A 25,368-nucleotide genomic window follows, 5' to 3' on the forward strand; every position below is an offset into this window, starting at 1 on the left:
GGCTCACCGTAGCTTCAGACTGTCGCCCAATCCGCCCACGATCGCGTGGAACGGCTGCCCATCATCGCGTGGAATCGCTGCCCATGATCAGCTGGAATGGGCGCCCATCATCCCGTGGAACACGCAAACAGCGCCCTCAACTCCGTTTCCCGCTGGCGGAGGCGCGTGATTTCCGCCTGCACGTTCGCCAGTTCCTCCACCGCCTGCCGAAGGTCCATGTCGTCGCTCCTGTCATCGAATCCCTCTTGTCCCCGACCTTCGCAGCCAAGGGTTAATGTTCGGCTAATGTTCGCGCGGGTCTCACGCCATCGCTTGCCTTGGCGCGTGGGCCCCGTAAACTCGACCCCACATCCAAGGAGAACCCGATGCCCAACACGCTGCCCCCCGCCCATTCCGTCCGTCCCGCCGGCAGCTGGGCCGATGCCGCCGACCGTGTGGTTCTGGGCTATGAGGAACGTTTCCTGCGGCGCAAACGGCTGACGACCGCGCTGGGCGACTCGGTCCTCGTGGACCTGCCGGAAACCACGAGCCTGAATGACGGCGACGCGTTGGAGCTTTCGGACGGGCGCCTGATCGAGGTTCTGGCCGCCGAAGAACCCCTGCTGGAGGTGCGCGGCCCCGCGCTGCCGCGTCTTGCCTGGCATATCGGCAACCGGCACACGCCCTGCCAGATCGAAGGCGACCGCCTGCTGATCCGGCAGGATCATGTTCTGGCGGATATGCTGCGACGGCTGGGTGCCTCGCTGACCGAGGTGACGGCCCCGTTCCGGCCCGAAGGGGGCGCCTATGGCCACGGGCGGACCATGGGCCACGATCATGGCCACAGCCATGCCCACGCACATTCCCACAGCCATTCCGGCGGTCACGACCATCACCATCACGATCACGCACATCGGTCGGTGCATCATCATGCGACCCCCCGCGACCGGGCGGGGGATGAACAACATTCCGTGGCCGAGACCGAGTGACCGATCCGCTTCTGACGCTCGTTCAATGGCTCTCGCCGGCCTTTCCGGTCGGGGGCTATGCCTATTCGCACGGGTTGGAGACCGTCATCGCGCGGCAGGAGATCCGGACGGCGGCCGGGCTTTCGGACTGGCTCTCGGCAATCCTGCGCTGGGGAGCGGCGCGGACGGACGCGATCCTGCTGGCCCATGCGCTTGCGCCCGGGCAGGACATCATGGCCCTGGCCGAGACGGCAAAGGCTCTCGCCCCCTCGCAAGAGCGTCTTTTGGAAACCATGGAGCAGGGGCGCGCCTTTCTGGCGACCACCAACGCGCTGACGGGGCAGAAGTGGCCGCCGATGCCCTATCCGGTGGCGGTGGGTGCGGCGGCCGCGGGGCTGGGGGTTGCAAGCGAACAGGTGCTCCGCCTCTATCTTCACGCTTTTGCATCGAACCTCGTGCAGGGGGCGGTGCGCTTTGTGCCGATGGGGCAGACTGACGGGCAGGCCGTGCTGCAGGGGTTGCACGGCGCAATTGCCGAGGTCGCCGCCGAGGCCGTGGACGCGCCGCTCTCTGCCCTCGGGGCCGGGGTCTTGCGGGCAGATCTGGCGGCGATGCAACATGAAACGATGGACGTAAGGATCTTCAGGACATGACAAGCATGAACGGCCCGCTGCGGGTGGGCATCGGCGGCCCGGTGGGCGCAGGCAAGACGACCTTGACGGAAAAGCTGTGCCTCGCGTTGCGCGACACCTACTCGGTCGCGGTGATCACGAACGACATCTACACGCGCGAGGATGCGGAATACCTGATGCGCGCGCAGGCGCTGCCGCTGGAACGTATCCGTGGTGTGGAAACCGGCGGCTGCCCCCATACCGCGATCCGGGAGGATGCGAGCATCAACCTTGCCGCCGTCGCCGACCTGCGGGTTGCCTTCCCCGATCTGGACGTGATCCTGATCGAATCCGGGGGGGATAACCTTGCGGCCACCTTCAGCCCGGAACTCGCCGATCTCACGATCTATGTGATCGATACCGCGGCGGGGCAGGATATCCCGCGGAAGAAAGGGCCGGGACTCACCCGGTCGGACCTTCTGGTGATCAACAAGGTCGATCTGGCGCCACATGTCGGCGTGGATGTGGCGCTGCTGGAACAGGACGCCACCGCCGCGCGGGGCGCGCGCCCCTTCGTCATGGCGAGCCTGCGGCAGGGGCGCGGGGTGGAGGATGTCGCGGCGTTCATTCGCCGCGAAGGCGGGCTGGATTGAGCCTCGGGCAAAAAACGCTGCTGGATATCGTGTGTGAGAATGCAGCTATGCGGGACCGAGTCCTAATTCTTTATAGGATTAGTTCCATGCGCACAGCGGGTTCCACGCGCCCGAGATTGGTTTCCTCGGCGCGACGGCGGCACATCCCGTCGCGTGATAGAAATGGATCCCCCAGCATTAGCGTTCGGCGTTGAAACTTGATGCGCCGGGCGACGATCGCTGCTCGATTCCGAGCAGCTGCCGCCCAATCGCTTTTCGTTGCGAACTGGAATTTAACCCAAGAGCCCGAAAGGTCGACCGCATTACCTCGCTTTGCGAAGTCTTTATAGCTCATAACCAGCGGCGCACCGCGAGATGGACGGGGGCAGGGCTGTGCTCCGCGGGCGCGGCGGAGGTGCGCCAACGTCCCCACCTCCATTTAAAAAATGTCGCGGCGAAGGCAGGCCGCCGAGCAGAGCGCCCCCGCTTCGGAGCGGCATGCGATCGCCAGGGTGGTTCCACAGTTGGTTGCATATCGCAGCATTGAACCTCGGCAGACCTGAAGCCCCGGGCCAAACGGTCCGGAATAGGGGCGCTTCATAGGGATCATCCGCAGAGCAAGAAACGGCTGCAACAGGATCAAACCGCCCTGCCGGCACTTCACGGCGTACTCTGCACGCTTCGTCAAACGCGGATTATCAGCTGCTTGGGCTCTGACGGGCATGGCCGCTTCGATGTCGTAGGCGCTGATTAGCCTAACTTTCCGCCTTCCGCGCAATATCTCTGGCCCGATTCGGGCGGTGACCCTCGTTCTCGAGAGGCACTATTTCATTACATGAAGATGACATATGTGATACATGTTCGACAAATCATAGATACAGACGTTTTTCCAATGCCCGACATTTTTCCGCCCAACACGCTTGGCGAGGCGCTTCTTGCTGAACTCCGAAACGCGCCGCGCCGGCGAGTTCAACGCATCGAGGCTGCGGGACGGGCCTATTGGGTCAAGCAGGTTGAAGATCTCTCCCTGCGCTGGCGGTTGCAAAAGGGAAACCCCCGGCGCGCCTTCGAGAAAGAGCGCAGGGGACTGCATGTGCTGCGCGATGCGGGGCTTCCGGTGCCGCCTATCGTGGCCGAGGGGCCGTCCCTTCTGGTGACACAAGACAGCGGGCCGACGCTTGACAGGCTTGTGCGGGAGCCGGATGCATCCGAGGCAGGGCTTTTGCCTGCCATGGCGGCGGCGGGCACTGCGCTCGCTCAGATGCATATGCGGGGGTTCGCCCACGGCCGACCGAGCATCAAGGATATCTGCTGGGATGGTGAACAGGTCACCTTTATCGATCTGGAACGCTTCAGCCCGCGGCGCGGCGTGCGGCGGCGTCATGTGGTCGACTTGATCGCGCTGGTCTTTTCGATCCATGTCTATGCCCCTCAGATGCCAGGACTCGCGCTTGCGGCTGCCGATGCCTATCGTGCTTCCGGCGATCTAGGGGTCTGGCGTGGGGCGCAGCGGCTTTGTGCTCTTCTACGACCTCTCGATCTTCTGACGCGATCGTTGCAGCAGCGGCCTTCGGGGCGCGAATTCCGCGCTATTCCGCTGACCCTGCAGAGTTTCTCAAGATAAAGTCCTTCTTCGCAAGCCTCGTCCAGAGGCTCTTTGTTACCATCCGAAAGACTCTGGCCGATAGATCGGTATAAAATCCGGATGCGGAGCGTGTGTGTTGATCACCCTCCGGCGGGTTTGCTGTGGTGGGGATTGCGTCGCCTGCTCGCTACGCAAGGGAAAAGGCGGCTCTGTTGAGCCGCCTTTTTGCTTTCAGAACTCCTCCCAACCGCCCCCACCTGCGGCTGCGGCGCGCTGGGGATGGGGTTGGGGTTGGGGTGCGTGGCGGAGTTGGGTGACGGGGGCGGCGCGGGCGGGGGTTGCGGGTTTTCCGCCGCTGGTGCGGAAGCCCGAGAGCGCCTGGGCCAGTTGCTGCGCCTCGCTCAGGAGCGAGCTTGCGGCCGCGGTCGATTCCTCGGCCACCGCGGCGTTCTGCTGGGTCACCACGTCGATCTGGGTGACGCCGGTATTGACCTCGGCCAGCCCCTTGGCCTGCTCGGTCGCCGCCGCCGCGATCTCGGAGACCAGCGCCGAAACCTCGGAGACACGGCGCAGGATATCCTCGAGGCTGCTGCCGGTGCGGCTGACCAGGGCGCTGCCTTCCTCGACCTGCTGCGAGCTTTGCGAGATCAGGTCCTTGATCTCCTTGGCCGATCCCGAGGCACGCTGCGCCAGCGCCCGCACCTCGGAGGCCACGACGGCAAAGCCGCGCCCGGCCTCGCCCGCCCGCGCGGCCTCGACGCCCGCGTTCAGCGCCAGAAGGTTGGTCTGGAAGCTGATATCGTCGATCACGCCGATGATGCGGGTGATCTGCTCGCTCGATTTCTCGATCTGGCGCATCGCGGTCACGGCCTCGCGCACGACGGCGCCGCCGGCCTCGGCCTCGCGCCGGTTCTCGATCGTGGCGCGGTCGGCCTGGGCGGCCTTTTCGGCGGTGGCGCGCACGCTCTCGGTGAGCTGGTTGAGCGCCGCGGCGGACTGTTCGAGCGTCGCGGCCTGGGTCTCGGCGCGGGAGGAGAGATCCTGCGAGACCTGCGCGATCTCGTCGGCGCCGCTGCGCACGCCCTGGGCGCTTTCGGTGATGGTCAGGACCATGGTGTTGAGGCTCGACACAAGCTCGTTGAAGGTGAGGCGCAGCGTCTCGTACTCGGCCGGGAAGGGGTCATCGGCCGGGCTCTCGATCCCGCCGGTCAGATCGCCCCGGGACAGACGCCCGAGCCCCGAGGTCAGATCCCGCACAACACGCTCCTGCTCCGCACGGCGACGCTCGGCCTGGGCCTCTGCCTCGCGTTGCGCCCGCCCGTTTGACTGGAAGACCTTGAGCGATCGCGCCATCTCTCCCAGTTCCGTCTTGCGCTCTGCCCCGTCGATCCGGACGTCCAGATCGCCCTCGGCCAGATGCTTCATCGTCCCCGCCATGTCGCTGATCGCGCGGCCGATCCAGCGCCCGACCACAAAGGCCAGGAAAATACCCGCCGCCAAGGCACCGCCTGCGACAAGAAGAACAGTGCGGAGGATTTGCGTGACCAGGTTGTCACCGCTCCGGCCCATCGCCCCCTGCCGGGCGGCGGCGTCCGTCCGGGACGCTTCGACCGCCTCGATCAGCGGCGCGGCCGCGGCGGAGAGCGCGTCTATCGCCTCGCGGCGGGCGTATTCGGCGGCCTGCGCGGCCTCGGCGGCGTCCCGGAACGCCATCACCCCATCGCGCGCGCGACCGAGATCGGCACGTTCGGCCATCGTCGCCTCGGTGCTCGCCTGATCCAGCCGGACCAGCGTTTCGTCCAGTGGCGCGAAAGCCTCCTGGAAATCGGCCTCGGTGCCACCGGCAAGGAAACGGTCCACCCGCATCCGGGCAACGAGAAACGCCTCGCTCGCCCCAAGGGCGGCATAGGCAGGCTCTTCCGCGCCGCGCTGCGCGAGGTTGCGCTGGATCGCGCCGATCTGGCGGCGATGCTCGATCCCCAGTGCCTGCATGGCCTCGACCCGATGGTTGCGCATGTCGACAGCGGTCTGCATCGCCCGCGCCTGCGCAACAAAGATATCCGCAATGTCATGCAACCGGTTGGCCGTGACGGACTGATCCGCCGCAACCGTGGTCAGGAGCAGATCAACCCCGCCCTCCAGTCGGGAGAGTTCCGCACTGAGCGTCGCGGCGGTCTGTTCGCCCGGCGCTGCGACATAGGCGGTTGCGGCGAGCTCTGCGCGCCGGGCCGCATAGCGGATATCATCCATCGCGGCGGCACTGGCCGTCTCGCCGCGATAGTCGGCAAAAAGGTCCCCGAGAGACCGAGACTCGTTATACGCAAACATTGCGAGCCCGAGGAGCAGGGCAAGAATAACCCCGAACCCCCCAAGAATGCGCGTCGAAATACGAAGGTTATTATGCATTCTGATGATCCCCAGCCGCGACAGCGACACCACCCTTTTAGGGACCAAAAGATAAGAAACCGTTTTCAGTTGCCCGAAACAGCCGTCTGACCCACCTGCATGACGACGGCAAGGTAGAACATGACGCTCGCCAGAAGGACGAACACATGCCAAACGGTACGCTGGAACGGCATGTTCTTTGCAAGGTAAAAGACCGTCCCGAAGGTATAGAGGCATCCGCCGATCACGATCAGCGCCAGCACGGGCGCCGAGAGCGCCGTGAGAACCGGCCAACCCGCCACCACCCCGGCCCAGCCCATGCCCAGATAAAGCCCGAAGGCCACCCACCGGAACCGGTGCGGCACCAGAACCCGCAGCACGGTGCCAAGCGCCGCGCCGAACCACAGCATGCCCAGCAGGAAGGCGGCCGGCGCCCCGGACAACAGTGCGAAAGGCGTATAGGTCCCGGCGATCTTGAAGTAGATCGCCGCGTGGTCCAGCCGCCGAAGCACGGGCGTAAAGCGGGTATGGCGCAGCATGTTGTAAAGCGCCGAGAAGAGGATCATCGCCACCAGCGTTGCGCAGTAGACGGAAACGGCGGTGATCGTCCGGACATCCCCCGCCTGCGTCGCCGCATATGCCAATAGCGCAGGAGCTGCGACCAGCACCGCAACCAGCCCCGCGACATGGACGGCAGAATCACTCACGTATTCTGCGCGAGTCTCCTCTCGGGTGGTATTCAGCGGCACGTGATTACTGCTCCTCTCACGGAAGAAAACACCGTCGTTTCGAAGGATCAGGCGGTTCCGTCTGCCTTTCGTTCCGCCATCAGGCGTCTGGCTTCGTCCGCGATGAGCCGAAGCTCCTCGATGACCGCGCCCTGTACCGCCATAGCGGGGTCGGGGACGGCGCCCGGGTCTTCCTGCTGATCCAGCGGCAAATCTCGCACATCGAGAAGCAGGTCGGCAAGGCGATCGTCTGCGGCATTTTCGATCAGCACCGCAAGGATCTGGGCGATCATCCGGCGCTGCGCGATCATCTTGCCTTCAAGGGTGGCGGGCGGAAGATCCTGCATCGCTGCTCCTGCTTTGACTGTCCGGTTCTGTCGCAACCCGCATCGAAGAGCAATGTTCCGTTTGACGGCGCGGGCATGAAAAACCCCTTGCGCCCGTCCGGGCTTACGACTAAATCGCCCCCACTGACCCCCAGCGCGGAGAGGTGCCGGAGTGGTCGAACGGGGCGGTCTCGAAAACCGTTGTGGGGGTGACCCCACCCAGGGTTCGAATCCCTGTCTCTCCGCCATCATCTCCCATAAGGAACTGATTTTTAAGATTTGGTTGACGACATCGCGAGGCTACCCGCCATCTGTCCCGCCAACCTCAAAACGCTATGTTGCGAGCAGAAGCTCGACTGCCGGGTCACAAGGCGCAGCGAACACGCCTTCGCTCAGGCATGTTGAGAATTATTTCTCAGATCGGCGCGCATCCGGAGTCAAAGTCGCTATAGACTGGAGAGTAGACGGTCTCGCACCCGTCTGCTCCTCACCGTGTTTATAGGAGCCCATGATGGCCGTATTCCAGAGCCCCCAGCTTTACTTGTCCGTTGAACAGGTTGCCGAGCGTTTGTGTGTGTCGAAAGACAGCATCTGGCGCTGGGTGCGCGAGCAGAACTTCCCCAAGCCCGTCAAGCTGAGCGGTCGCACCACCCGGTGGCGCCTCGCCGATATTCTGGACTGGGAGGGCTCTCTGCAGACGAACTTCTGCTTCAGCATGCTGCTGGAGACGTCTCCTGCCGTGTTCATGGCCTCCGTCCCTTGTCCCGGCAACGTCATTGCGTCGTCCCGTCAGATACACGCAGGGTCCGCGCAATGACACATCACGTTGCGCCATCTGTTCCCGCAGCTTCCGCGCGTGCTCTCTGTGAGCTGTCGTCCTCAACGGCGGTCGATGATCCCAACGATCATCTGCCCGCCGGCTATTATATGCGCAAGGACGGCATCTACATCAGCGACAACGCTGACGAAGATGCGGTTTGGCTTTGCTCGCCGCTTCGGCTCGTGGGGGATGCCCGCACGCCGGAGGGCAGCAAGTGGAGCTTGATCCTCCAGCTTCTGGACCGCGACCGCCGTTGGAAGCTGCATGTGATCCCGAAAGAGTTGTTCGGGGGCCCGGCGTCAAAGTTTATCGCTCCGCTTCTTGGTGCCGGCTTGGACCTCGCACCGGGAAGCAGCGCCAGGAAACACCTCGCCGCCCTTCTGCAGATCTGGCGGAATGAGACACTCCTGCTGCTCGTCGACAAGCCGGGGTGGTCCGATCGCGAGTTCACGACCTTCGTGCTGCCCGATGGCACGCCGATCGGCACCCAGGACGTGATCTTCACCAAAGACGTAACTGCACCAGCGGCATCTTCGGCTGGCAGCATCGACGACTGGAGGAACAATGTCGGCGCGCTCGGCGTCGGAAACCGGCTTCTCGTAACTGCTGTTTCTGTTGCTCTCGCAGGCCCGCTCATCGAGATGCTGGGAGAAGAAAGCGTCGGCCTGCACTTCCGTGGGGTGTCATCCAGCGGCAAGACGACGCTCATTCGCGCAGGCGCATCGGTCTGGGGACCTCCGGCGGGAACTGGTGGTTGGAACGCCACCAAGAATGGGTTGGAAGCTGCTGCGGCTGCGGCCAGCGGAACCGTTCTCGTGATCGACGAGATCGCCGAAGCACCCACGAATGAGCTGGGCGATCTGCTTTATCTGCTCGGGAATGGCCGTGGAAAGATGCGTATGGAGGTTTCCGGCTCGCGCGCCACGAGTGCAAGCTGGCGCCTTGGGATCCTTTCAGCTGGAGAGGTGTCTGTCGCGGAGCATATGCGCATCGCAGGCAGGCATGCGAAGGCCGGTCACGAAATGCGGCTTCTGGACGTCGTGGCAGATGATCGTCTCTATCGGGCCTTTGACGATCTGCATGGCTCAGGCGCACCCGCCGAGTTCGTCGACCGGCTGCAGCGCGGATACAGCAGCTCTTACGGAACCGCAGGTCCGGCATTTGTTCGCTTTCTGATCGAGAACCGGCACAACGTTGCGAAGTATCGCAGTATGATCGAGCGGATCAGCGTAGCCGGTGCAGACAGCTATTCCGTTGCCGCCGGAGATGGCCAGGCGCAGCGCGCATTGCGGCGCTTCGCGCTCGTGGCCCTTGCGGGCTATCTTGCCACCGGTGCCGGGATCACCGGCTGGACTCCTGCCTGTGCGCTCCGCGCAGCCCTCGAAACGTTCGGCGCCTGGCATGAACGGCACAAGCAGCAGCCTTCCAGATCCGAGCCCGACTGGATGGCCATCACGCGAAGCTTCGTCGAAGCGGCGACTGCCGGCTTGGAGGAAGCTCAAGTCGGCGTGGCTGCGCCTGTTCCTTGCTCGTTCGGCTGGTTGGACGACGACTACTTTTACGTCACGCGTGAAGTCTGGCAACGGCACCATACCAAGCCGGAAGAGGCCGCACGGCGCCTCGACGCGCACGGTCTGCTCAAGACGAACGGGGGCGGAGGACTGCAGTTCCGGATGCCTCGCAGCATCCCGAGACGTCCTTGGGTATATGCGGTGAGTGTTCGGATTCTGGACGAGGTAGGGGTGGCCGCCGGACCTTTCGCGGTTGTAGCCGGTTCGAAGGCAGCGTGAAGCGCGGACCAGTCGCTGTCGCGCTGCGAGCAATCCAGGCACGACAGCTTCCGGTGGTCCATCAGGTCCGATCGGACCACAATAGCCTGCACGACAAACTCATCGGTAAGGTGGTCCAGCTGGTCCAAGTGGTCCAAGCTGGACCCCTGCAAACTGCGGCGACCACCTCCGAAGGGACACGCGACGGCGCCTGAAGCCGATTTGCAACTTTTTCCGTCAGTTTCGCGCGCCTCTCGGGCGTTCTGAGCTACGCTGTGGGCCAGGATCTGCAGCTATCCGGTTCTCCCGGGTGGTGTGACCGGCCTAATAGCTAAGCAACAGCTTATCTTTGTCCTTCAGCTTACCCCTACACCCCTCCCTTATCTAGGCGTTCCCAGGCCATTTGTTCTCGCTCGTCGAGCTTGCGAAGCGCCTCACTGACGGCTCTGTTCAGTTCTTCGTAAGCCACGTAGTCCGAAGTTCCGCCCACCCCCGTCCGTGGAGTTCGGTAGGTGCGGCCGCGCTGCCGCAAGAGACGTTTCAGGTCGTGCAGCAGGCTCTTCCGGTAGGTTTGCCGCTTCACGTCCATCAACCCCAAGGCTAGCATTCCTCCCATCGCGAAAACAGATGCCCGGATTTGCTCAAGACGCTCCATTGCAGCTCCAACCGCCTTGGATGGGTGCTCAGAGCTACGAAAGCTCGGCAACAAGAACCGGAAGTAACGCCCCTGCAGCCGAGCGAACCTGAATGTCCGGAAGTTCTGCAGATGGTCGAGCTTCAGACCTGCGAGTTCGTTGCCTCTCAAGGTCACCTCAATGCGTGCGCGCTTCTTGTCCTGCGGAAGAGGCACCATGGTTCCAGTAGATGCGTTGCGTCTGTCAGCTATCTTGTTCTGGATGCGAAAGCTTACGTCGTTGTCATTGGCGCCGAGATACACCGTCGTGTTCCCGAATGGCTTTGTGATGTGCGTGGGATCGAGCAGCCGATCAGAAAGACGTCCGGCCTTGTCTTCAGGCAAAACCCGATGCGCAGTTGTCGCGCCATTCACCGAAGTCACAAAGCGCAGCCGGTCTCTTGCATCGGTCCAGTAGTCGCGTTCCGTGAAGAACGTCCGCTGAAAGACAGCGGTCATCCGCGTTCGATCCACATCCTTCCCGGAACGCGGGTAGGCATCAATGCTCACTTCCAGCCCGACTATCGCAGGCGGCATCATGAACCCGATCTTTTTACCGAGCATTGCGCAGGCGCTCGAAATCGCTGCCAGTGATGGCGGATCCTGAAATCTCGCGCTGAACCGCGAGGACACCCCTCCCGGTCCCTTGTCAAGCGCCTTGATATAGGGCGTCGCCGAGAGAGTTCGCGCCAGCGCCGCCTGAACGTGCTGGAACTGAGTCTGCTTGTGAAACTGAAAGTGAAGTTCGACCCAGTCGACCACTGCTTTCACGCGATACTGAGCTAAGTCGATGTCCGGTTGCAGCGCGTAGCGATCCTTGAACCTAGCCTGCACCTTTTTGAGCGGCACCACTTTCAGCGAGAGCAAAACCGGTTGCGAGCCGGTGCCTTCAAGCGGAACCTTGATAGATAAAGATTGCGTCACGCGATGCCCGTGGAAGTAGAGGTGCATTTGTCATCGCATTCTGCGACGACGGATGGAAGGTCGCGTGGAGCTATTTCGCGGTAAAGCAACGGCTCTGGATCATCGTCGCGACAAAGAGGATCGCCTCCATCCATGACCAGGCGGACGCATTTGCTGCCGGTCATCGACGGGGGGTGTAGCGTTCGCACCACGGAGGAGGAATGGCTCGTCCGGGAGCCACCGCAAGTTCGAAGTCCTAGCTGGGGTAGACAGAGTGCAAGGGGATGCCTCGGGTGGCCGAGACACTCCGGCACTGGAACCTCCGGATCGCGGCAACGACCGAAGCGCCCAAATCTGCCCGGTTCCGGATCGTATTCAGCCCCATCAATGACGCGGCAGCCATAACTGGCTAAACATGCGCCGATAACTGCTTGAGAATCTGGCGCATCTGCTCGACCCGCGTAATGGTTATCTGGCCGGCTCGGATGACCGGATCGGGGACGTGGCCTGCTGGGGCCTGATCGGCCCGGTCGCAATCCTGCCCATGCGGCACGGCCAGGGGATCGGAAGCGCCCTCATGGTCGACGCGAGCCTTCGGTTGCGGGCACGATGTAAAGGGGCGTCGCCTGATGGCTGTCACTGGGGTTCTCGACGGGCAGGTGTTTGCTTCGAAACCGGACTGTCTCCGCCCCAGAGTGATGCAGTCGCATGGTGACCTCCGCGGTCACTGCTTCCAGCGTCAGATCGGCGGCGCACCGTTGCGGCGGGGTCTCGGTCTCCCAATTTGAACCCAGGGCCGATGAGACGACACCCTCTACCTGATCGTCTTTCCCACAATCATTCCCGTCCAAGCCATTGCTATAAAATAGAAAGAAGCACGAAACGTGCGTAATCATAGCGAAAGGCGATAAGTGATGACCAAAGGACGGCCCTATAGCGAGACGAGGCTCGCCGCCTATCTTCAAAAGCGAATTCTCGAACTTCGGCCCAAGACGCAGCGCGCAATCGCGGTCGAGGCGGGGTTTATCAACGCGAACGTGCTCGCGATGCTGAAGTCCGGCGCGAACAAACTGCCGCTCGACCGTGTGCCCGCCCTGGCGCAGGCCCTCGACTGCGATCCGCGATATCTCTTTCTGCTCGCCCTCGAACAGGACATGGGCGCGACGCATCGATTGGCGATCGAGGAAATCTTTGGCGCGATAGTCACGCGGAATGAACTGGCTTGGCTCAAGGAGATCCGCGAGGCTTCGGGTAACAGCGATCCGGGCGTGACGTCCCGCGCCCGCTCTGCTGTTCGGGCAATCTTTCAAAGATGATCCGTATATGCAAACGTTTGCGAGAAGATCCCGACGAGCAGGAGGACAGGTAATGCGGATGGATACCCTCGGATTTTCTCGCCGGATGATCGAGGCGGGTATGGAGCGAAAGCAGGCCGAGGCGTTGGCGGAGGCGCTTGTCGATGTTGAGTTTCAGATCACCGCCGATGAGGCGCGTCAGAGCGACCTCGTGTCCCGGCGCGAGCTGTATGAACTCGAACAGCGGGTGATCCGTGACCTCGGCAAGATGTGGTATTGGTTCATGGCAATCTATGGTGCTGGCTTCGCGCTGCTGATCGTGCTGATGGGGATCTCGGCAGCGGGGTGAGAGCAGCAGTTCCAAGGCGATCGGCCAAGGCACCATGGTTGCATCGAAGAACCATGCGTTGCGGAAGGTTGCGGACTGCGCGTCTTATTCTCCACTCTGACTCTCGAACTAGGAGCCGAAGCGTTACGAGCGCGTTGGCGTTGGGCCCTGCAAATTCGTCATGGGTCCGCTGCCGCACCTATAGCGGGCGCTCGCGGGCGTAAGGCGGTGACATTGTGACGGCAAATGATCGACAGGTGCGAGGCGAAGCTTGCGGGAGGTCTGCCACATATGTGTCGAGGAATCCTGTCTGGCGGATCCGATCGCGCGTGCGTCAGGGTCAGTATTGCGAGCGTCAGAATGGCGCGCCGATGCCTGGGAATGGCTCGCACGGGAGTGGCCGCTTCCATCTTCAGGCCATCCGCAAGATGCGTGCTTATTCGCGGGAACGATAAAAGAGCCCGCTCGGAGATAGAATCAGAGGTAAATGGCCGTCGCCGGTGTCGGCATCTGCCGGTATGATCAGGGGAGATCGGCGCTCAGGCTTAGACAATCATGGAGCAATATAACCAACATATCGCCGCGTGGCGGGATGCGTTTCGCGACGAGACAACGGGTATCCACAGAACCGTTCAGGATCTTCTCTGGAACTATAACCCCTTTCGCACGACGGTTCGGATCGCCCGTCTAGCAAATGATGAGAGGGGCTCGAGAGCTATGCATCAGGATCGACGCCGTTGAGTTTGCACGCCCCTCTCTCGCTGTTGCCTCACCGTGTGCATGAGGCGTCCGGGCCTGGCCGGCGGCTTTTTGCGCTGTTGCAGGTCGCGCGGCTTGCGGGGCCGGTGTTCTGGGTTCAGCCGGATCATGTGGCGGAGCAGCTGATGCCGCAGGCGCTGCCTGAGGGATTGGCGGCGCGGCTGCAGATCGTGCGGGCACCGTCCGAGACCGAGCTTCTGCGCGCGGCGGAGGAGATCCTGCGCGAGCCCGGCGTGGCCGCGATGATTGCCGAGCCGCAGAAGCCGCTGTCGCTGAAGGCGGGGCGGCGGTTGCAGCTGGCGGCAGAGGCGGGGAAGACGCTGGGTCTCCTGCTGACCGGGTCGGCGGGGGGGAGTGCGGCAGTCGAGACCCGCTGGCACTGCGCGCCTCTCGCCCGCCCGATGACCGAGCGCCTCGCGGAGAACCATTGCACCAGGAAAGAGATCACATCCCCGCAAGTCGCACGGGCCGGCGACTCGACTCTGCATCGCTGGGCGCTTATCAAGAACAAAAGCGGAACATTGGGGGAGTGGGATCTGCGCTGGGATGGCTCGTCGCCTGCTTTCGATATGGTTTCCGCGGCTGGCCAGCGACCGGGCCCTGCGGAAACGTCCGGTTGACGGGCCTTTCGCGCTCAGCCTCCGGGCCGGGAACAGCGAGCATCTGCACTGCCTGAACGCTCTGGCCGAGGCGCGGGGCCTTTTCCGTGGAATGCCGCTTGCGGATGCGCGCGCGATTTGTCCCGATCTGTCGACCCGCCCCGCCGATCCTGCGGCCGAGGGGGTGGCGCTGGCCATGCTCTGCCGCTGGGCTGGGCGCTATGCGCCGATGGTGGCGCGGGACGGCAGCGACGGGCTGATCGCCGATATCACCGGGGTGGGGCATCTCTTTGGCGGCGAGGCGGCGCTGCGGGACGATCTGCAGGGCCGGCTGTCGCGGGCCGGCATGACGGCGGTCAGCGCCATTGCCCCCACCCGTGGCGCGGCCTTTGCCCTTGCCCGCCATGGTGGCGGGGGCATCCTGCCGGAGGGGGATCTGGCCCGGGGGCTCGCGCCGCTTCCGGTCACGGCGCTCCGGATCGATCACGAGACGGCGGAACGGCTGCGCCGGCTGGGGCTGGGGCGCATCGGCGATCTGATCCCCTTGCCGCGCGCGCCGCTGGCCCGGCGCTTCGGGCAGGGCCTTGTGCTCCGGCTCGATCAGGCGCTGGGGCATCAGCCCGAGCCGGTCGGCGCCGAACCGGAAGCCCCGCATTACGGCGTGCGCCTGACCCTGCCGGAACCCATCGGCTTGCAGGCGGATGTCATGGCGGGGCTCGCACGCCTGCTCGAACGGCTCTGCGAGCGTCTCGCCCGCCACGGCGCCGGCGCGCGCCGGTTGCGGCTGGACCTGCGGCGGGTGGATGGCGCGGCGGTGCAGGTGGAAATCGGGCTCGCGCGTGCGATGCGGGATCCGGTGCGGATGGCGGCGCTCTTTGCCCGCGGGATCGAAGAGGTCGATGCGGGCTTTGGCATCGATGCAATGCGGCTTGACGCGCCGCTGGTCGAACCGATGGCCGCGCGACAGACCGGCATGGCGCAGCGGGCGACCAATGCGACAGACGGAGAGGAGGCGCTGGCCGATCTTCTCAGCCGGCTCGGAAACCGGATCGGGTTCGACCGCATCCTGCGCTTCCAGCCGGCCGGGAGCCTTGTGCCCGAGCGGAGTTTCCTGCTGGTGCCGTCCGACTGTTCGCAGCCGCTCCCGATCGTGCCGGAAGGGTTGCTGCGCCCGATCACGATCTTTCCTCCCGAACCGATCATGGCCCAGGGTCCACGTCCGCCGGCCCGGTTCCGCTGGCGGCGGATGATGCTGACGAGCCTGCGGGCGCTGGGGCCGGAACGGATCACGCCGGAATGGTGGCTGGACGATCCCGCCTGGCGCAGCGGCCTGCGCGACTATTGGCGGGTCGAAACCATGGAGGGGCTGCGGCTCTGGCTGTTCCATACGCCGCAGGATCCGGGCTGGTATGTGCAGGGGGAATTCGCATGACCCCCTATGCCGAGCTTTGCGTCACCTCGAACTTCACCTTCCTGCGCGGCGCCTCCCATCCCGAGGAGCTGATGACGCGTGCGGCCGAGCTGGGGCTCGAGGCCATCGCCATCACCGACCGCAACTCGGTCGCGGGCGTGGTGCGGGCCTGGTCCGCCCTGAAGGAACTGAAGCGCATGCAGGAGGAGGATGCGGCGGCCACCGGGCCCGGGATCCGGTCGCAGACCGTGACCGACCATTCCAGCCGCCAGAGCAGATCACCGGATGACGCGGCACCGCACTTGCCCGGGGTCAGGCTGCCGCGCCTCATTCCCGGCGCGCGGCTCGTGCTGACCGATTGCGCGATCGAGTGGGTGGCGCTGCCCACCGATCTGGCGGCCTGGTCGCGGCTGACGCGCCTTCTGACGCTTGGCAAGCGGCGGGCGGTCAAGGGCGATTGCCGGATCACCCGCGCCGATCTGATGGAACGCGCAGAGGGCATGATCCTGATCGCGCTGCCGCCCGATCCGCTGTCGGAAACCCCCGACCGCAGGTCCTTGGGCGAGATGGCCCGGCGGTTTCCGGGGAATGTCTGTCTGGGGGCTGCACCGCGCTATGACGGGCGCGATCAGCCGCGCATCGACCGGCTGGCGGCGCTGGCGCAGGCGGCGAATACCCCGCTGGTGGCGGTGGGCGACGTGCTGATGCACCGGGCTGCGCGGCGCCCGCTGGCCGATGTGCTCACCTGCCTGCGCGAGGGCTGCACGATCGACACGCTGGGTCTGCGGCGCCTGCCCAATGGCGAACGCCGGCTCAAGGCGGGGGAGGAGATGGCGCGGATGTTTCACCGCCACCCGGCGGCGATCCGGCGCACGATGGCGATCGCCGCGCGCTGCGGCTTTTCGCTCGACCAGCTCCGCTACCAGTATCCCGACGAGAACCGTAATGGCGAACCCGCGCAGGCACGGCTGGAGCGGCTGACGCGCGAGGGGCTGCACTGGCGCTATCCGGAGGGTGCGCCGCCGAAGATCATCCACCGGGTGGAAAAGGAACTGACCCTGATCCGCGAGGTCGATTATGCGCCCTATTTCCTGACCGTGCATGACATCGTGGCCTTTGCCCGCTCGCGCGGGATCCTCTGCCAGGGGCGCGGCTCGGCGGCCAATTCCGTGGTCTGCTATCTTCTGGGCATCACCGAGGTGCCGCCTGAATCGATCACCCTGATCTTCGAACGCTTCATCAGCAAGGAACGCGGCGAGCCGCCCGATATCGACGTGGATTTCGAGCATGAGCGCCGCGAGGAGGTGATCCAGTGGATCTATGACCGCTATGGCCGCGACCATGCCGGATTGACCGCCACCGTGATCCATTTCCGCGCCCGGGCCGCGATCCGCGAGGTGGGCAAGGTCATGGGCCTTTCACAGGATGTGGTCGCGCGGCTTGCGGGCCAGATCTGGGGCTGGTCCGCCACAGCGCCGGTCGGGGACAGGGTGCGCGCGGCCGGGCTTGACCCCGCCGAGCCGCGCATGGCGCTGACCCTGCGGCTGATCGGCGAGATCATCGGCTTTCCCCGGCATCTGTCGCAGCATGTGGGCGGGTTTGTCATCACCAGGGGCCGGCTGGACGAGCTTTGCCCGATCGAGAACGCCGCGATGGAGGATCGCACCGTCATCGAATGGGACAAGGACGATATCGACGCGCTGGGGCTTCTCAAGGTCGATATCCTCGCGCTGGGGATGCTGACCTGCATCCGCAAGGCCTTTGACCTGCTGGCGCAGCACAGGGGCGAACGGCTGACGCTGGCAACCGTCCCGCCCGAGGACCCGCGCGTCTATGACATGCTCTGCCGGGCCGATGCGGTGGGGGTGTTTCAGGTCGAAAGCCGGGCGCAGCTGAACTTCCTGCCGCGGATGCGCCCGCGCAATTTCTACGATCTGGTCTGCGAGGTCGCCATCGTCCGGCCCGGCCCGATCCAGGGCGGCATGGTGCATCCCTTTCTCAACCGCCGCAGGGGACGCGAACCGGTCGAGGATCTCGGTCCCGCGATGATGGAGGTGCTGGACCGCACCCATGGCGTGCCGCTGTTTCAGGAACAGGCGATGCAGATCGCCGTGGTCGCCGCAGGCTTCACCCCGGCCGAGGCCGACCGGCTGCGCCGCAGCCTCGCCACCTTCAAGCGGATGGGCACGATCGGCGGCTTCCGCGACCGCTTCGTCTCGGGCATGCTGGCGCGGGGCTATGACGCGGGCTTTGCCGCCCGCTGCTTTGCCCAGATCGAGGGCTTCGGAAGCTATGGTTTTCCCGAAAGCCATGCGGCGAGCTTCGCGCGGCTGGTCTATATCTCCGCCTGGCTCAAGCGGCATCATCAGGCGGTCTTTACCTGCGCGCTGCTCAACAGCCAGCCGATGGGGTTCTACGCCCCCGCCCAGCTGGTCCGCGACGCGCGCGACTGCGGGGTCGAGGTGCGGCCGGTCTCGGTCAACCATTCCGCCTGGGACTGCACGCTGGAGCCGCGCGCGGATGGCAACCTCGCCCTGCGGCTCGGCTTCCGCCAGATCAAGGGGCTGCGGCAGGAGGATGCCGACTGGATCGCCGCGGCCCGCGGCAATGGCTATCCCGATGTCGAAAGCCTCTGGCGCCGCGCGGGCGTCGTCCCGGCGGTGCTGGAGCGTCTGGCCGAAGGCGATGCCTTTGCCGCCACCGGGCTTTCGCGGCGCGATGCGCTCTGGCAGGTGACGGCGCTGAAGGGGCCCGCGCCGCTGCCGCTCTTTGGTCCGGACGGCGAGGGCGGGCAGGAAGCCCCCGTCACCCTGCCGGCCATGACGCTGGGCGAGGAAACGGTCGAGGATTACCTCTCGCTGCGCCTGTCCCTGCGCGCCCATCCCATGGAACTGCTGCGCCCGAGACTGGGGCGGGGGCGGGGGCGCATCCTCGCCCATGGCGATCTGCCGCAGGCTTCCGGGCAGGTGACGGTCGCCGGGCTGGTCATCACCCGCCAGCGTCCGGGCACGGCCTCGGGCGTGATCTTCCTGACGCTGGAGGATGAGACCGGCGTCTCCAACATCGTCGTCTGGAAACGCACCTACGAGATGTTCCGCAGCGCCGTCGTCGCCGGCCGCCTGCTGCGCGTCACCGGCCGGATCGAGCGCGACGACCCGGTCATCCACATCATCGCCACGCGGATCGAGGATCTCTCGCCGCAGCTCTCGCGCCTGGGCGAGGCGCGGACAGACCCCATCGACCCCCGCGGCCGCGCCGACGAGACCATCCGCCCCATGCAAGGCAGCGTCCGAAGCGCCCGGCACCCCCGCGAACAGGCAAAGCTCCTCTTTCCCAGCAGGGATTTTCATTGAGAGGACAGGGGGCGGGGGCGGACAGATCCACGGAGTTGGGACGGACCCCGCATGCTTGACCGTCTGCCATGCGGGATGGAGCTAACCCTCAGGGCCGCATCACCTGTAGATCGGAGTGCGATGGCGGATGTTCTTGCCAGAAAGACCCAGCAAGTAAAAGCTAGTGCAACTTGCTTCGAGCGCGGCGCCGTTCGACTTTTGCCAGAAGGACCAAGCTGGCGGTCAGCAGAAATGCCGCGTTGAGCGGGTGAAGAGACAACGGCAGCGGCTCTCCTCCTGCGGCCAGCGCGACCTGGAGTAGATAAAGCACAAGCACCAGGCCCACCCACCAGCCAAAACCACGCAGCCGTGGAACGGCGAGTGCTCCACCAGCAAGCGCCAGTACGGGGATGACCAGCGTCCCACCTATGGCGGTGTGCAAGATCCACAGTTCCGCGTCACGGAAAAGCGCGGTTCCGGCGCTGAGAAACTGACTGAAGATGCCAATGGGCAGAGCACGGGCCGCAAGTGCGAACCAAGCGGGCGTGCCTGCACCGAGATCAGTGAATGTGTCGTGCGTCTTTTGCATGGTTCACGCTGCCTTCGGCTCGGAGGTCTCAATCCACTGGGTCAGCGCCGCGCAATAGTCGGCGGCGGCGACAGAAAGTTCGTCCGACGTCAGCTTGTCCGCGCGATAGAGGAGGAACGGCTCGGCCCAGACCAGTTTGCAGCGGTGTGCTGTAGCGCGCAGCGGCGCGAGCAGATCGATCATCGGCATCAGGTTGCACCCCCCGTGGCTATAGGCCTCCGGCGTGTTGCCCGCAGTGGCCGCAATCATCAGAGGCGTGCCCTCCAAGCGGCGGCCCTCTGCTTCATAGGCCAGATAGAACATCCGCGTCAGCACGGCGTCCTGCCAAGCCTTTAGCAGCGGCGGAGTGGAATACCACTGCACCGGGAATTGCAGCACGATCCGGTCAGCGGCCAACAGCCGGGCGGCTTCCGCCTCGCCATCGCGAAACAGGTCGAACCCGACCGGGGCGGCAGCGGTCATGTCCACCACCTCGACGCCCGGCAGCGACTCGACGGCACGGGCCAGCGCGAGATTGGCTTTGGAGCGGGTCAGATCGGGGTGAAACAGCAGGATCAGGGTCTTTGTCATCGTCGTCTCCATCATTGGGATGATCGGACGATGCCGCAGCCCCAGAAATCACTCCAATCGCTTGATCATCTAGTCTATTATCAGCCTCATGAATTTGCGTGGGCTCGATCTGAACCTCCTGGTTGTTCTCGATGCGCTGCTGGACGAGGCGCATGTCAGCCGGGCGGCTGACCGGTTGAACATGTCGCAACCTGCCGCCTCGGCCGCATTGCAACGCTGCAGGCACCTGTTCCGCGATGAGCTGCTCGAACGCGGACGCGGCACCATGCGACTAACCGCCAAGGCCGAATCGCTGCGCGCGCCACTGAAAACGCTGCTGGCAGGCGTCACCGATCTGGTCGACCCGCCCGAAGCGCCGTTGTCCGAAATCAACCAAAGCCTGCGGATCGTAATGGCGGACTATCCGGCGCTCTTCGTCGTTGGCCCGCTCCAGCGCGCCTTGCGCGATACTGCACCGGGCATAGACCTCGTGATCCAGCCTTGGCATGGCGCGACGGCCGCGAAGGCGGCGCTGGTGGACGGAAGCACGGACCTCGCCATCTCGGTCTTTCCTGAAAACGATGATGAGATCCACTGTGATGAACTGCTTTGGGAGCACTATGTCGTCGCGCTACGTCAGGATCATCCCGCGGTTGCGGCCTTCGACCTCGATAGCTGGCTGGCCTGGCCGCATATCCTCGTGTCGGGACGAGGGGAGGCCCGCAGCCAGCTGGACGCGGAGCTGTCGAGGCTTGGCCGGACCCGCCGCGTCGGGTTGGTGGTGCCGAACTTCGGCATGGTGCCAGACCTGTTGCGTGGCTCAGATATGATCGCGATGCTGCCATCGCGCGTTGGGGCCACCGCAGGTGACTTGGTGACCCTCCCTACCCCGATTCCGGTAGGCGGCTTTCCTCTGCACCTGGCTTGGCATCGACGCCGCACCAAGGACCGCGCGCTGCGACATGTCGCGGCGGCGTTGTCCGCGGCGCTGAGGTGAGCCTTGGTGGCAACTGCGCGAAATTGAACACCTGGGGCTTGCTGCGGCTAGGACGAATGACTCAGGTCGAAAGTCAGCCCCTCGGCTGGGTCGTTTCCTGGCGCCTGCGTCCGGATGGCCTCGTTGAAGATCCGGTTCAACTCCTTCAACAGCTCGGTCATGTCATGCCGTTCTGCATGTGCCCAAGCGCCGGAGGAGGGGATGGTTTTGGTCCCGTTCAGTGCCCAAGCAGGGCGGGCTTTGACAACATCCAGACCGCCATGGCGATCATCATCAGGTTTTCGAGCAGCGAGACAAAGCCCAAGGGCACGTTACTGTCGCCGCCGACACAGGCGCATTTCAGCTCTCGCCGGTCGATATAGACAGCCTTGAAGACCGACACCGCCCCGACCGTCCCGATGAAAAGCGCAAGCGGGATGGAAAGCCACATCAAGGCGCCCGCAACCATCAGGACGCCAGCCACCCCTTCGGCAAAGGGATAGACATAGCCGTAGCGCATCCATCTTTGCGCCAGCAGATCGTAGTTCAGGAACATCGTCGCAAAGCTCTCGATATCCTTCAGCTTCTGCAGCGCAAGAAGGCACATGGCAAAGGCCACGAACCATTCGGCGGCGGCAATCGTCACGACCTGACCCAATGCCGCCCAACTGGTCGCGGCGGCCATGGCGGCGGCCATCGCGAAAAGGGCGATCACGGGCCGGTAAGTCTTTGCGGACTTGTCGCGCACGGGCTTGCCGAAATGACGGCGCAGATCGTCGTATCCGCCGACCCGTTCACCTTCGATAAAGGTCTGGGGCGTCGTCTTGACGCCGTGGCGTTCCTTGAACGCATCGACCTCGGCCCGGGTGGTCAGGTGATGATCCTCGACCGTGTAGCCCTGCCGCCGCAGCAGGTCGAGGGACTTTAGCCCATAGGGGCACATGTGTTTCGGCATCACCATTCGGTAGAGAACCGCCGATCTGGTCGCTGTTTCCGTCATGATTAACCTCGGTAGCTGGAAAGGGCCCGGATGTCCGACCGGTGCCTGAGAATGCCGCGCGGCCTGATCATCAGCCTGTGCCCTGTCGGAACATGCCCCTGCCGGGCCTCGCGCCCCCTTTGTCCGGTGGGGCAGAGGTTTCGAGAGATTTAAGAATGGGGCAGGAGGGGCGTTCATTCCCGGCGCAGGAATTGGCGAGGTCTTCCAGCGTGTCGGCCATGTCCTGAAGATGCGCGATCTTGTGGCGAAGGTCGCGGACCCGCGCCTGGGCCAGGGCCTTCACGTCGGCGCTGCGCCGGTCCTCATTGCGCCAGAGGTCCAGAAGATCGGCGATCTCGGTGGTCGGAAAGCCGAGATCGCGGGCGCGCGCGATGAAGCGCAGCATATGGACATCGCTTTCGCGATAGTCCCGATAGCCAGAAGCGGTTCTTGTGGCAGGGGGAATGAGGCCGATCTGCTCATAATAGCGGATCATCTTGGCCGAGACGCCAGAGCGGGTCGCAGCACCTCCGATATTCATGGGCGGCTCCATCAGTCAGACAGAGCGGATATGGGGCTTCCCATCATGGGAAGGTCAAGGGCCTTGAACCGACGGGGGGGAAAATTCCGGTGCCCGCATAAAACGGCCCGCAGAAATGCGCCGCCACAAGGGGCGGCGCATTGCAATCGTCAGAGAAGTTTACCGAATGCCACCGCCGTATCGGCCATGCGGTTCGAGAAACCCCATTCGTTGTCATACCAGGACAGGATGCGGCACATGCTGCCCTCCATCACCTTGGTCTGGTCCATGTGAAAGACCGATGAATGGGGATCGTGGTTGAAGTCGGCACTGACATTTGGCTGGTCTGTATAGCCAAGGATGCCCTTGAGCGGGCCGGCCGCGGCGGCACGGATGGCATCGTTGATTTCCTGCGCCGTTGTGTCCCGGGAAGCCTCGAATGTCAGATCGACGACCGAGACGTTAGGTGTGGGCACACGGATCGCCACGCCGTCCAGTTTGCCGTTCAGTTCCGGCAGCACGAGACCGACGGCCTTGGCCGCGCCCGTTGAGGTCGGGATCATGCTGAGCGCCGCCGCCCGGGCGCGATAAAGATCCTTGTGCATCGTGTCCAGCGTCGGCTGGTCGCCGGTATAGCTGTGGATCGTGGTCATGAACCCGCGCCGGATGCCGATGGCATCGTTCAGAACCTTGGCGACGGGGGCAAGACAGTTCGTTGTGCAGGAAGCGTTGGAGATCACCCTGTCATCCGCCGTCAGGCTGTCATGGTTGACGCCATAGACGATGGTCTTGTCCGCGCCCTGCGACGGGGCTGAAACGACGACGCCCTTGGCGCCGTTTTGCAGGTGAATGGCTGCCTTTTCGCGGTCGGTAAAGATGCCGGTGCATTCCAGCACCACATCGACGCCGCCCCAGGGCAGTTCGGCCGGGTTGCGCATTGCCGTCACCTCGATCGGGCCGCGACCCACGTCGATCGAGGACGGGCCGGTGATCACCTCGGCCGGAAAACGGCCATGCACGCTGTCGAAGCGCAGCAGATGGGCGTTGGTCTCCACCGGGCCGAGGTCGTTGATTGCGACCACCTCGATGTCGCGCCGCCCGCTTTCGATGATCGCGCGCAGCACGTTGCGCCCGATGCGGCCAAAGCCGTTGATCGCTACTTTTACGGTCATGGAACTTCCCCCTTCGCAACCATGCGGGACCGTCGCCGGGTGTGGCGACGACGTTATCGCTAACATCGCCATTCCTCCGAAAAGGTCAACAGCGCGCGGCTGGCTCAGCGCCAGAAAGCGAGATATTCCACGAATGAGTCGATCCAGCGGAGTGCAAACATCACTCCGCCGGTTCCAAGGATCAGATCGGCCGCGATTGCAACGATGGCAAGGCTCCCGACGCCCAATGCGATGCGGTCCGACATGCCACCTCCTTGCGGGGCCGCGCGCTTGGCCCCTAGTTCAGAAGCCGCCCCATCGCCGCAGCCACATCGGCCATCCGGCAGGAAAAGCCCCATTCGTTGTCATACCATGCCAGCACCCGGACGGTGCGGCCGCCGACCACCTTGGTCTGGTCAGGGGCAAAGATAGACGAGAACGGCGTGTGATTGAAGTCAATCGACACCTTGGGTTCCGGGTCATAGGCAAGAACCGCCCCCATATGGCCGGCGGCGGCCTCGCGCACCGCTTCGTTCACATCCTCGACCGTGACAGACCGCGCGGCCTCAAACGTCAGGTCGACCGCGCTCACGTTCGGGGTGGGGACGCGCATCGCCGTGCCATCGAGCCTTCCGGCTAGTTCCGGAAGAACCTCGCCAATGGCCTTGGCCGCCCCGGTCGAGGTCGGGATCATCGCCATGGCGGCCGCGCGGGCGCGATAGAGATCCTTGTGGCGCCGGTCGAGCGTCGGCTGGTCCCCGGTATAGCTGTGGATCGTGGTCATGATCCCGCGCTCGATCCCGATGGCGTCGTTCAGAACCTTGGCAAGCGGCGCGAGACAGTTCGTGGTACAGGACCCGTTCGAGACGACCAGATCGCTGACCGTCAGGCTGCGGTGATTGACGCCATAGACGACCGTGCGATCCGCGTTCTTTGCCGGCGCCGAGACGAGCACCCGCTTGGCGCCCCGGGACAGGTGGACGGCGGCCTTTTCGCGGTCGTTGAACTTGCCGGTGCATTCCAGCACCACGTCGCAGCCGGACCAGTCAAGTTCTTCCGGGTCATAGGTCGACATCACCTGCATCGGCCCGCGGCCGAGGTCCATCGTGTCGCCCTTGACCCGGATCTCTCCGGCAAAGCGGCCATGAACGCTGTCGTATTTCAGCAGATGCGCGTTCGTTTCGATCGGGCCGGTGGCGTTGATCTTGACGACCTGAACATCGTTGCGCGCGCTTTCCGCGATATGGGCCAGGGTGCAGCGTCCGATCCGCCCAAAGCCGTTGATACCGATCGTGATGGTCATGTCGCTCTCCGTTCCGGTGTCCCGCCAGATTGTCGCGTTCCCGCGCCGATACGGGCGACATATAAGGGGAGGATGTGACAGGAAAAGCAAAAAATGTAACTCAGGCAATATGTTAGCGCAAACTTTCGGTGTTGGCGCTAACGGGTGGTGATGTGCCAGCGGGATGGCGCGCAAGCGGGCGGAATGCAAACGCGGCCA

The 25,368-nt window shown here is 64.3% G+C and carries 23 protein-coding genes and 1 tRNA gene; 13 read left to right on the forward strand and 11 right to left on the reverse strand.

Annotation, left to right across the window (positions count from 1 at the left end; all coding sequences use genetic code 11):
- The first annotated feature begins 365 nt into the window (after positions 1–365).
- From ureE to ACFSGJ_RS08570, 4 genes are all read left to right on the forward strand, one after another.
- On the forward strand, positions 366–968 hold the full coding sequence (gene ureE, locus ACFSGJ_RS08555) for an urease accessory protein UreE (RefSeq protein WP_390260767.1): 603 nt from the start codon (positions 366–368) through the stop codon (positions 966–968).
- Positions 965–1,600 (forward strand): urease accessory protein UreF, encoded by a 636-nt coding sequence (locus ACFSGJ_RS08560; protein ID WP_390260769.1) that lies wholly within the window; start codon positions 965–967, stop codon positions 1,598–1,600. Before ureE ends, ACFSGJ_RS08560 begins: the two co-directional genes overlap by 4 nt.
- On the forward strand, positions 1,597–2,211 hold the full coding sequence (gene ureG, locus ACFSGJ_RS08565) for an urease accessory protein UreG (RefSeq protein ID WP_390260770.1): 615 nt from the start codon (positions 1,597–1,599) through the stop codon (positions 2,209–2,211). Before ACFSGJ_RS08560 ends, ureG begins: the two co-directional genes overlap by 4 nt.
- A gap of 871 nt (positions 2,212–3,082) precedes the next feature.
- Entirely contained in the window at positions 3,083–3,814 is a 732-nt protein-coding gene (locus tag ACFSGJ_RS08570) for a lipopolysaccharide kinase InaA family protein (protein WP_390260772.1), read from the forward strand.
- A gap of 192 nt (positions 3,815–4,006) precedes the next feature.
- Here ACFSGJ_RS08570 and ACFSGJ_RS08575 read toward each other — a convergent pair whose 3' ends face one another.
- The 3 genes from ACFSGJ_RS08575 to ACFSGJ_RS08585 all read right to left on the reverse strand — a co-directional run bounded on the left by ACFSGJ_RS08575 (position 4,007) and on the right by ACFSGJ_RS08585 (position 7,235).
- Positions 4,007–6,181, reverse strand: a complete 2,175-nt coding sequence (locus ACFSGJ_RS08575) for a methyl-accepting chemotaxis protein (protein WP_390260774.1) — start codon at positions 6,179–6,181, stop codon at positions 4,007–4,009.
- A gap of 65 nt (positions 6,182–6,246) precedes the next feature.
- Entirely contained in the window at positions 6,247–6,867 is a 621-nt protein-coding gene (gene trhA / locus ACFSGJ_RS08580; RefSeq protein ID WP_390260776.1) for a PAQR family membrane homeostasis protein TrhA, read from the reverse strand.
- An 89-nt stretch (positions 6,868–6,956) separates the two neighbouring features.
- Positions 6,957–7,235: a hypothetical protein gene (locus tag ACFSGJ_RS08585; protein WP_390260778.1), complete on the reverse strand. Its 279-nt coding sequence runs from the start codon at positions 7,233–7,235 to the stop codon at positions 6,957–6,959.
- A 137-nt stretch (positions 7,236–7,372) separates the two neighbouring features.
- Here ACFSGJ_RS08585 and ACFSGJ_RS08590 point away from each other — a divergent pair.
- The 3 genes from ACFSGJ_RS08590 to ACFSGJ_RS08600 all read left to right on the forward strand — a co-directional run bounded on the left by ACFSGJ_RS08590 (position 7,373) and on the right by ACFSGJ_RS08600 (position 9,824).
- Positions 7,373–7,462, forward strand: a tRNA-Ser gene (locus ACFSGJ_RS08590).
- Positions 7,463–7,725: 263 nt separating this feature from the next.
- Positions 7,726–8,031: a helix-turn-helix transcriptional regulator gene (locus ACFSGJ_RS08595; RefSeq protein ID WP_390260780.1), complete on the forward strand. Its 306-nt coding sequence runs from the start codon at positions 7,726–7,728 to the stop codon at positions 8,029–8,031.
- Positions 8,028–9,824 carry a DUF927 domain-containing protein gene (locus ACFSGJ_RS08600; RefSeq protein ID WP_390260781.1) on the forward strand — a complete coding sequence of 599 codons (1,797 nt, stop codon included), beginning with the start codon at positions 8,028–8,030 and terminating at the stop codon, positions 9,822–9,824. Before ACFSGJ_RS08595 ends, ACFSGJ_RS08600 begins: the two co-directional genes overlap by 4 nt.
- Before the next feature lie 346 nt (positions 9,825–10,170).
- Here ACFSGJ_RS08600 and ACFSGJ_RS08605 read toward each other — a convergent pair whose 3' ends face one another.
- Positions 10,171–11,427 (reverse strand): hypothetical protein, encoded by a 1,257-nt coding sequence (locus ACFSGJ_RS08605; RefSeq protein ID WP_390260783.1) that lies wholly within the window; start codon positions 11,425–11,427, stop codon positions 10,171–10,173.
- 866 nt (positions 11,428–12,293) lie between these two features.
- On the opposite strand from ACFSGJ_RS08605, the gene ACFSGJ_RS08610 reads away from it, so the two are divergent.
- The 5 genes from ACFSGJ_RS08610 (at position 12,294) to ACFSGJ_RS08630 (ending at position 19,124) form a co-directional block, all read left to right on the forward strand.
- The gene (locus tag ACFSGJ_RS08610) at positions 12,294–12,695 is read left to right on the forward strand and encodes an XRE family transcriptional regulator (RefSeq protein ID WP_390260785.1); all 402 of its coding nucleotides are present in this window, start codon (positions 12,294–12,296) and stop codon (positions 12,693–12,695) included.
- Between the two features lie 52 nt (positions 12,696–12,747).
- Complete coding sequence (locus tag ACFSGJ_RS08615; protein ID WP_390260787.1) at positions 12,748–13,023, forward strand: hypothetical protein; 276 nt, start codon at positions 12,748–12,750, stop codon at positions 13,021–13,023.
- A gap of 863 nt (positions 13,024–13,886) precedes the next feature.
- Complete coding sequence (locus ACFSGJ_RS08620; RefSeq protein WP_390260789.1) at positions 13,887–14,381, forward strand: hypothetical protein; 495 nt, start codon at positions 13,887–13,889, stop codon at positions 14,379–14,381.
- Positions 14,308–15,792, forward strand: coding sequence for a Y-family DNA polymerase (locus ACFSGJ_RS08625; protein WP_390260791.1), 1,485 nt, complete (start codon positions 14,308–14,310; stop codon positions 15,790–15,792). Before ACFSGJ_RS08620 ends, ACFSGJ_RS08625 begins: the two co-directional genes overlap by 74 nt.
- Entirely contained in the window at positions 15,789–19,124 is a 3,336-nt protein-coding gene (locus tag ACFSGJ_RS08630) for an error-prone DNA polymerase (RefSeq protein ID WP_390260793.1), read from the forward strand. Before ACFSGJ_RS08625 ends, ACFSGJ_RS08630 begins: the two co-directional genes overlap by 4 nt.
- Before the next feature lie 160 nt (positions 19,125–19,284).
- Here ACFSGJ_RS08630 and ACFSGJ_RS08635 read toward each other — a convergent pair whose 3' ends face one another.
- Both ACFSGJ_RS08635 and ACFSGJ_RS08640 read right to left on the reverse strand, forming a co-directional pair.
- Positions 19,285–19,692, reverse strand: a complete 408-nt coding sequence (locus ACFSGJ_RS08635; protein WP_390260795.1) for a DUF6220 domain-containing protein — start codon at positions 19,690–19,692, stop codon at positions 19,285–19,287.
- A gap of 3 nt (positions 19,693–19,695) precedes the next feature.
- Positions 19,696–20,262 carry an NAD(P)H-dependent oxidoreductase gene (locus tag ACFSGJ_RS08640; RefSeq protein WP_390260797.1) on the reverse strand — a complete coding sequence of 189 codons (567 nt, stop codon included), beginning with the start codon at positions 20,260–20,262 and terminating at the stop codon, positions 19,696–19,698.
- Positions 20,263–20,350: 88 nt separating this feature from the next.
- Between ACFSGJ_RS08640 and ACFSGJ_RS08645 the strand changes: the two genes are divergently transcribed.
- Positions 20,351–21,238 carry a LysR family transcriptional regulator gene (locus ACFSGJ_RS08645; protein WP_390260798.1) on the forward strand — a complete coding sequence of 296 codons (888 nt, stop codon included), beginning with the start codon at positions 20,351–20,353 and terminating at the stop codon, positions 21,236–21,238.
- Between the two features lie 217 nt (positions 21,239–21,455).
- Here the strand turns inward: ACFSGJ_RS08645 and ACFSGJ_RS08650 are convergent, their stop codons facing one another.
- The 5 genes from ACFSGJ_RS08650 to gap (ACFSGJ_RS08670) all read right to left on the reverse strand — a co-directional run bounded on the left by ACFSGJ_RS08650 (position 21,456) and on the right by gap (ACFSGJ_RS08670) (position 25,170).
- Positions 21,456–22,217 carry a MauE/DoxX family redox-associated membrane protein gene (locus ACFSGJ_RS08650; RefSeq protein ID WP_390260800.1) on the reverse strand — a complete coding sequence of 254 codons (762 nt, stop codon included), beginning with the start codon at positions 22,215–22,217 and terminating at the stop codon, positions 21,456–21,458.
- Positions 22,218–22,287: 70 nt separating this feature from the next.
- Positions 22,288–22,737: a Cu(I)-responsive transcriptional regulator gene (gene cueR / locus ACFSGJ_RS08655; protein WP_390260802.1), complete on the reverse strand. Its 450-nt coding sequence runs from the start codon at positions 22,735–22,737 to the stop codon at positions 22,288–22,290.
- A gap of 149 nt (positions 22,738–22,886) precedes the next feature.
- Positions 22,887–23,888 carry a type I glyceraldehyde-3-phosphate dehydrogenase gene (gene gap / locus ACFSGJ_RS08660; protein WP_390260804.1) on the reverse strand — a complete coding sequence of 334 codons (1,002 nt, stop codon included), beginning with the start codon at positions 23,886–23,888 and terminating at the stop codon, positions 22,887–22,889.
- Between the two features lie 104 nt (positions 23,889–23,992).
- Positions 23,993–24,133 (reverse strand): hypothetical protein, encoded by a 141-nt coding sequence (locus ACFSGJ_RS08665; RefSeq protein ID WP_390260806.1) that lies wholly within the window; start codon positions 24,131–24,133, stop codon positions 23,993–23,995.
- A 32-nt stretch (positions 24,134–24,165) separates the two neighbouring features.
- The gene (gene gap, locus ACFSGJ_RS08670; protein WP_390260808.1) at positions 24,166–25,170 is read right to left on the reverse strand and encodes a type I glyceraldehyde-3-phosphate dehydrogenase; all 1,005 of its coding nucleotides are present in this window, start codon (positions 25,168–25,170) and stop codon (positions 24,166–24,168) included.
- Positions 25,171–25,368 lie beyond the last annotated feature (198 nt).

It is taken from the genome of Halodurantibacterium flavum, assembly GCF_042681825.1.
In the GTDB taxonomy this organism is placed as follows: Bacteria; Pseudomonadota; Alphaproteobacteria; order Rhodobacterales; family Rhodobacteraceae; genus Halodurantibacterium; species Halodurantibacterium flavum.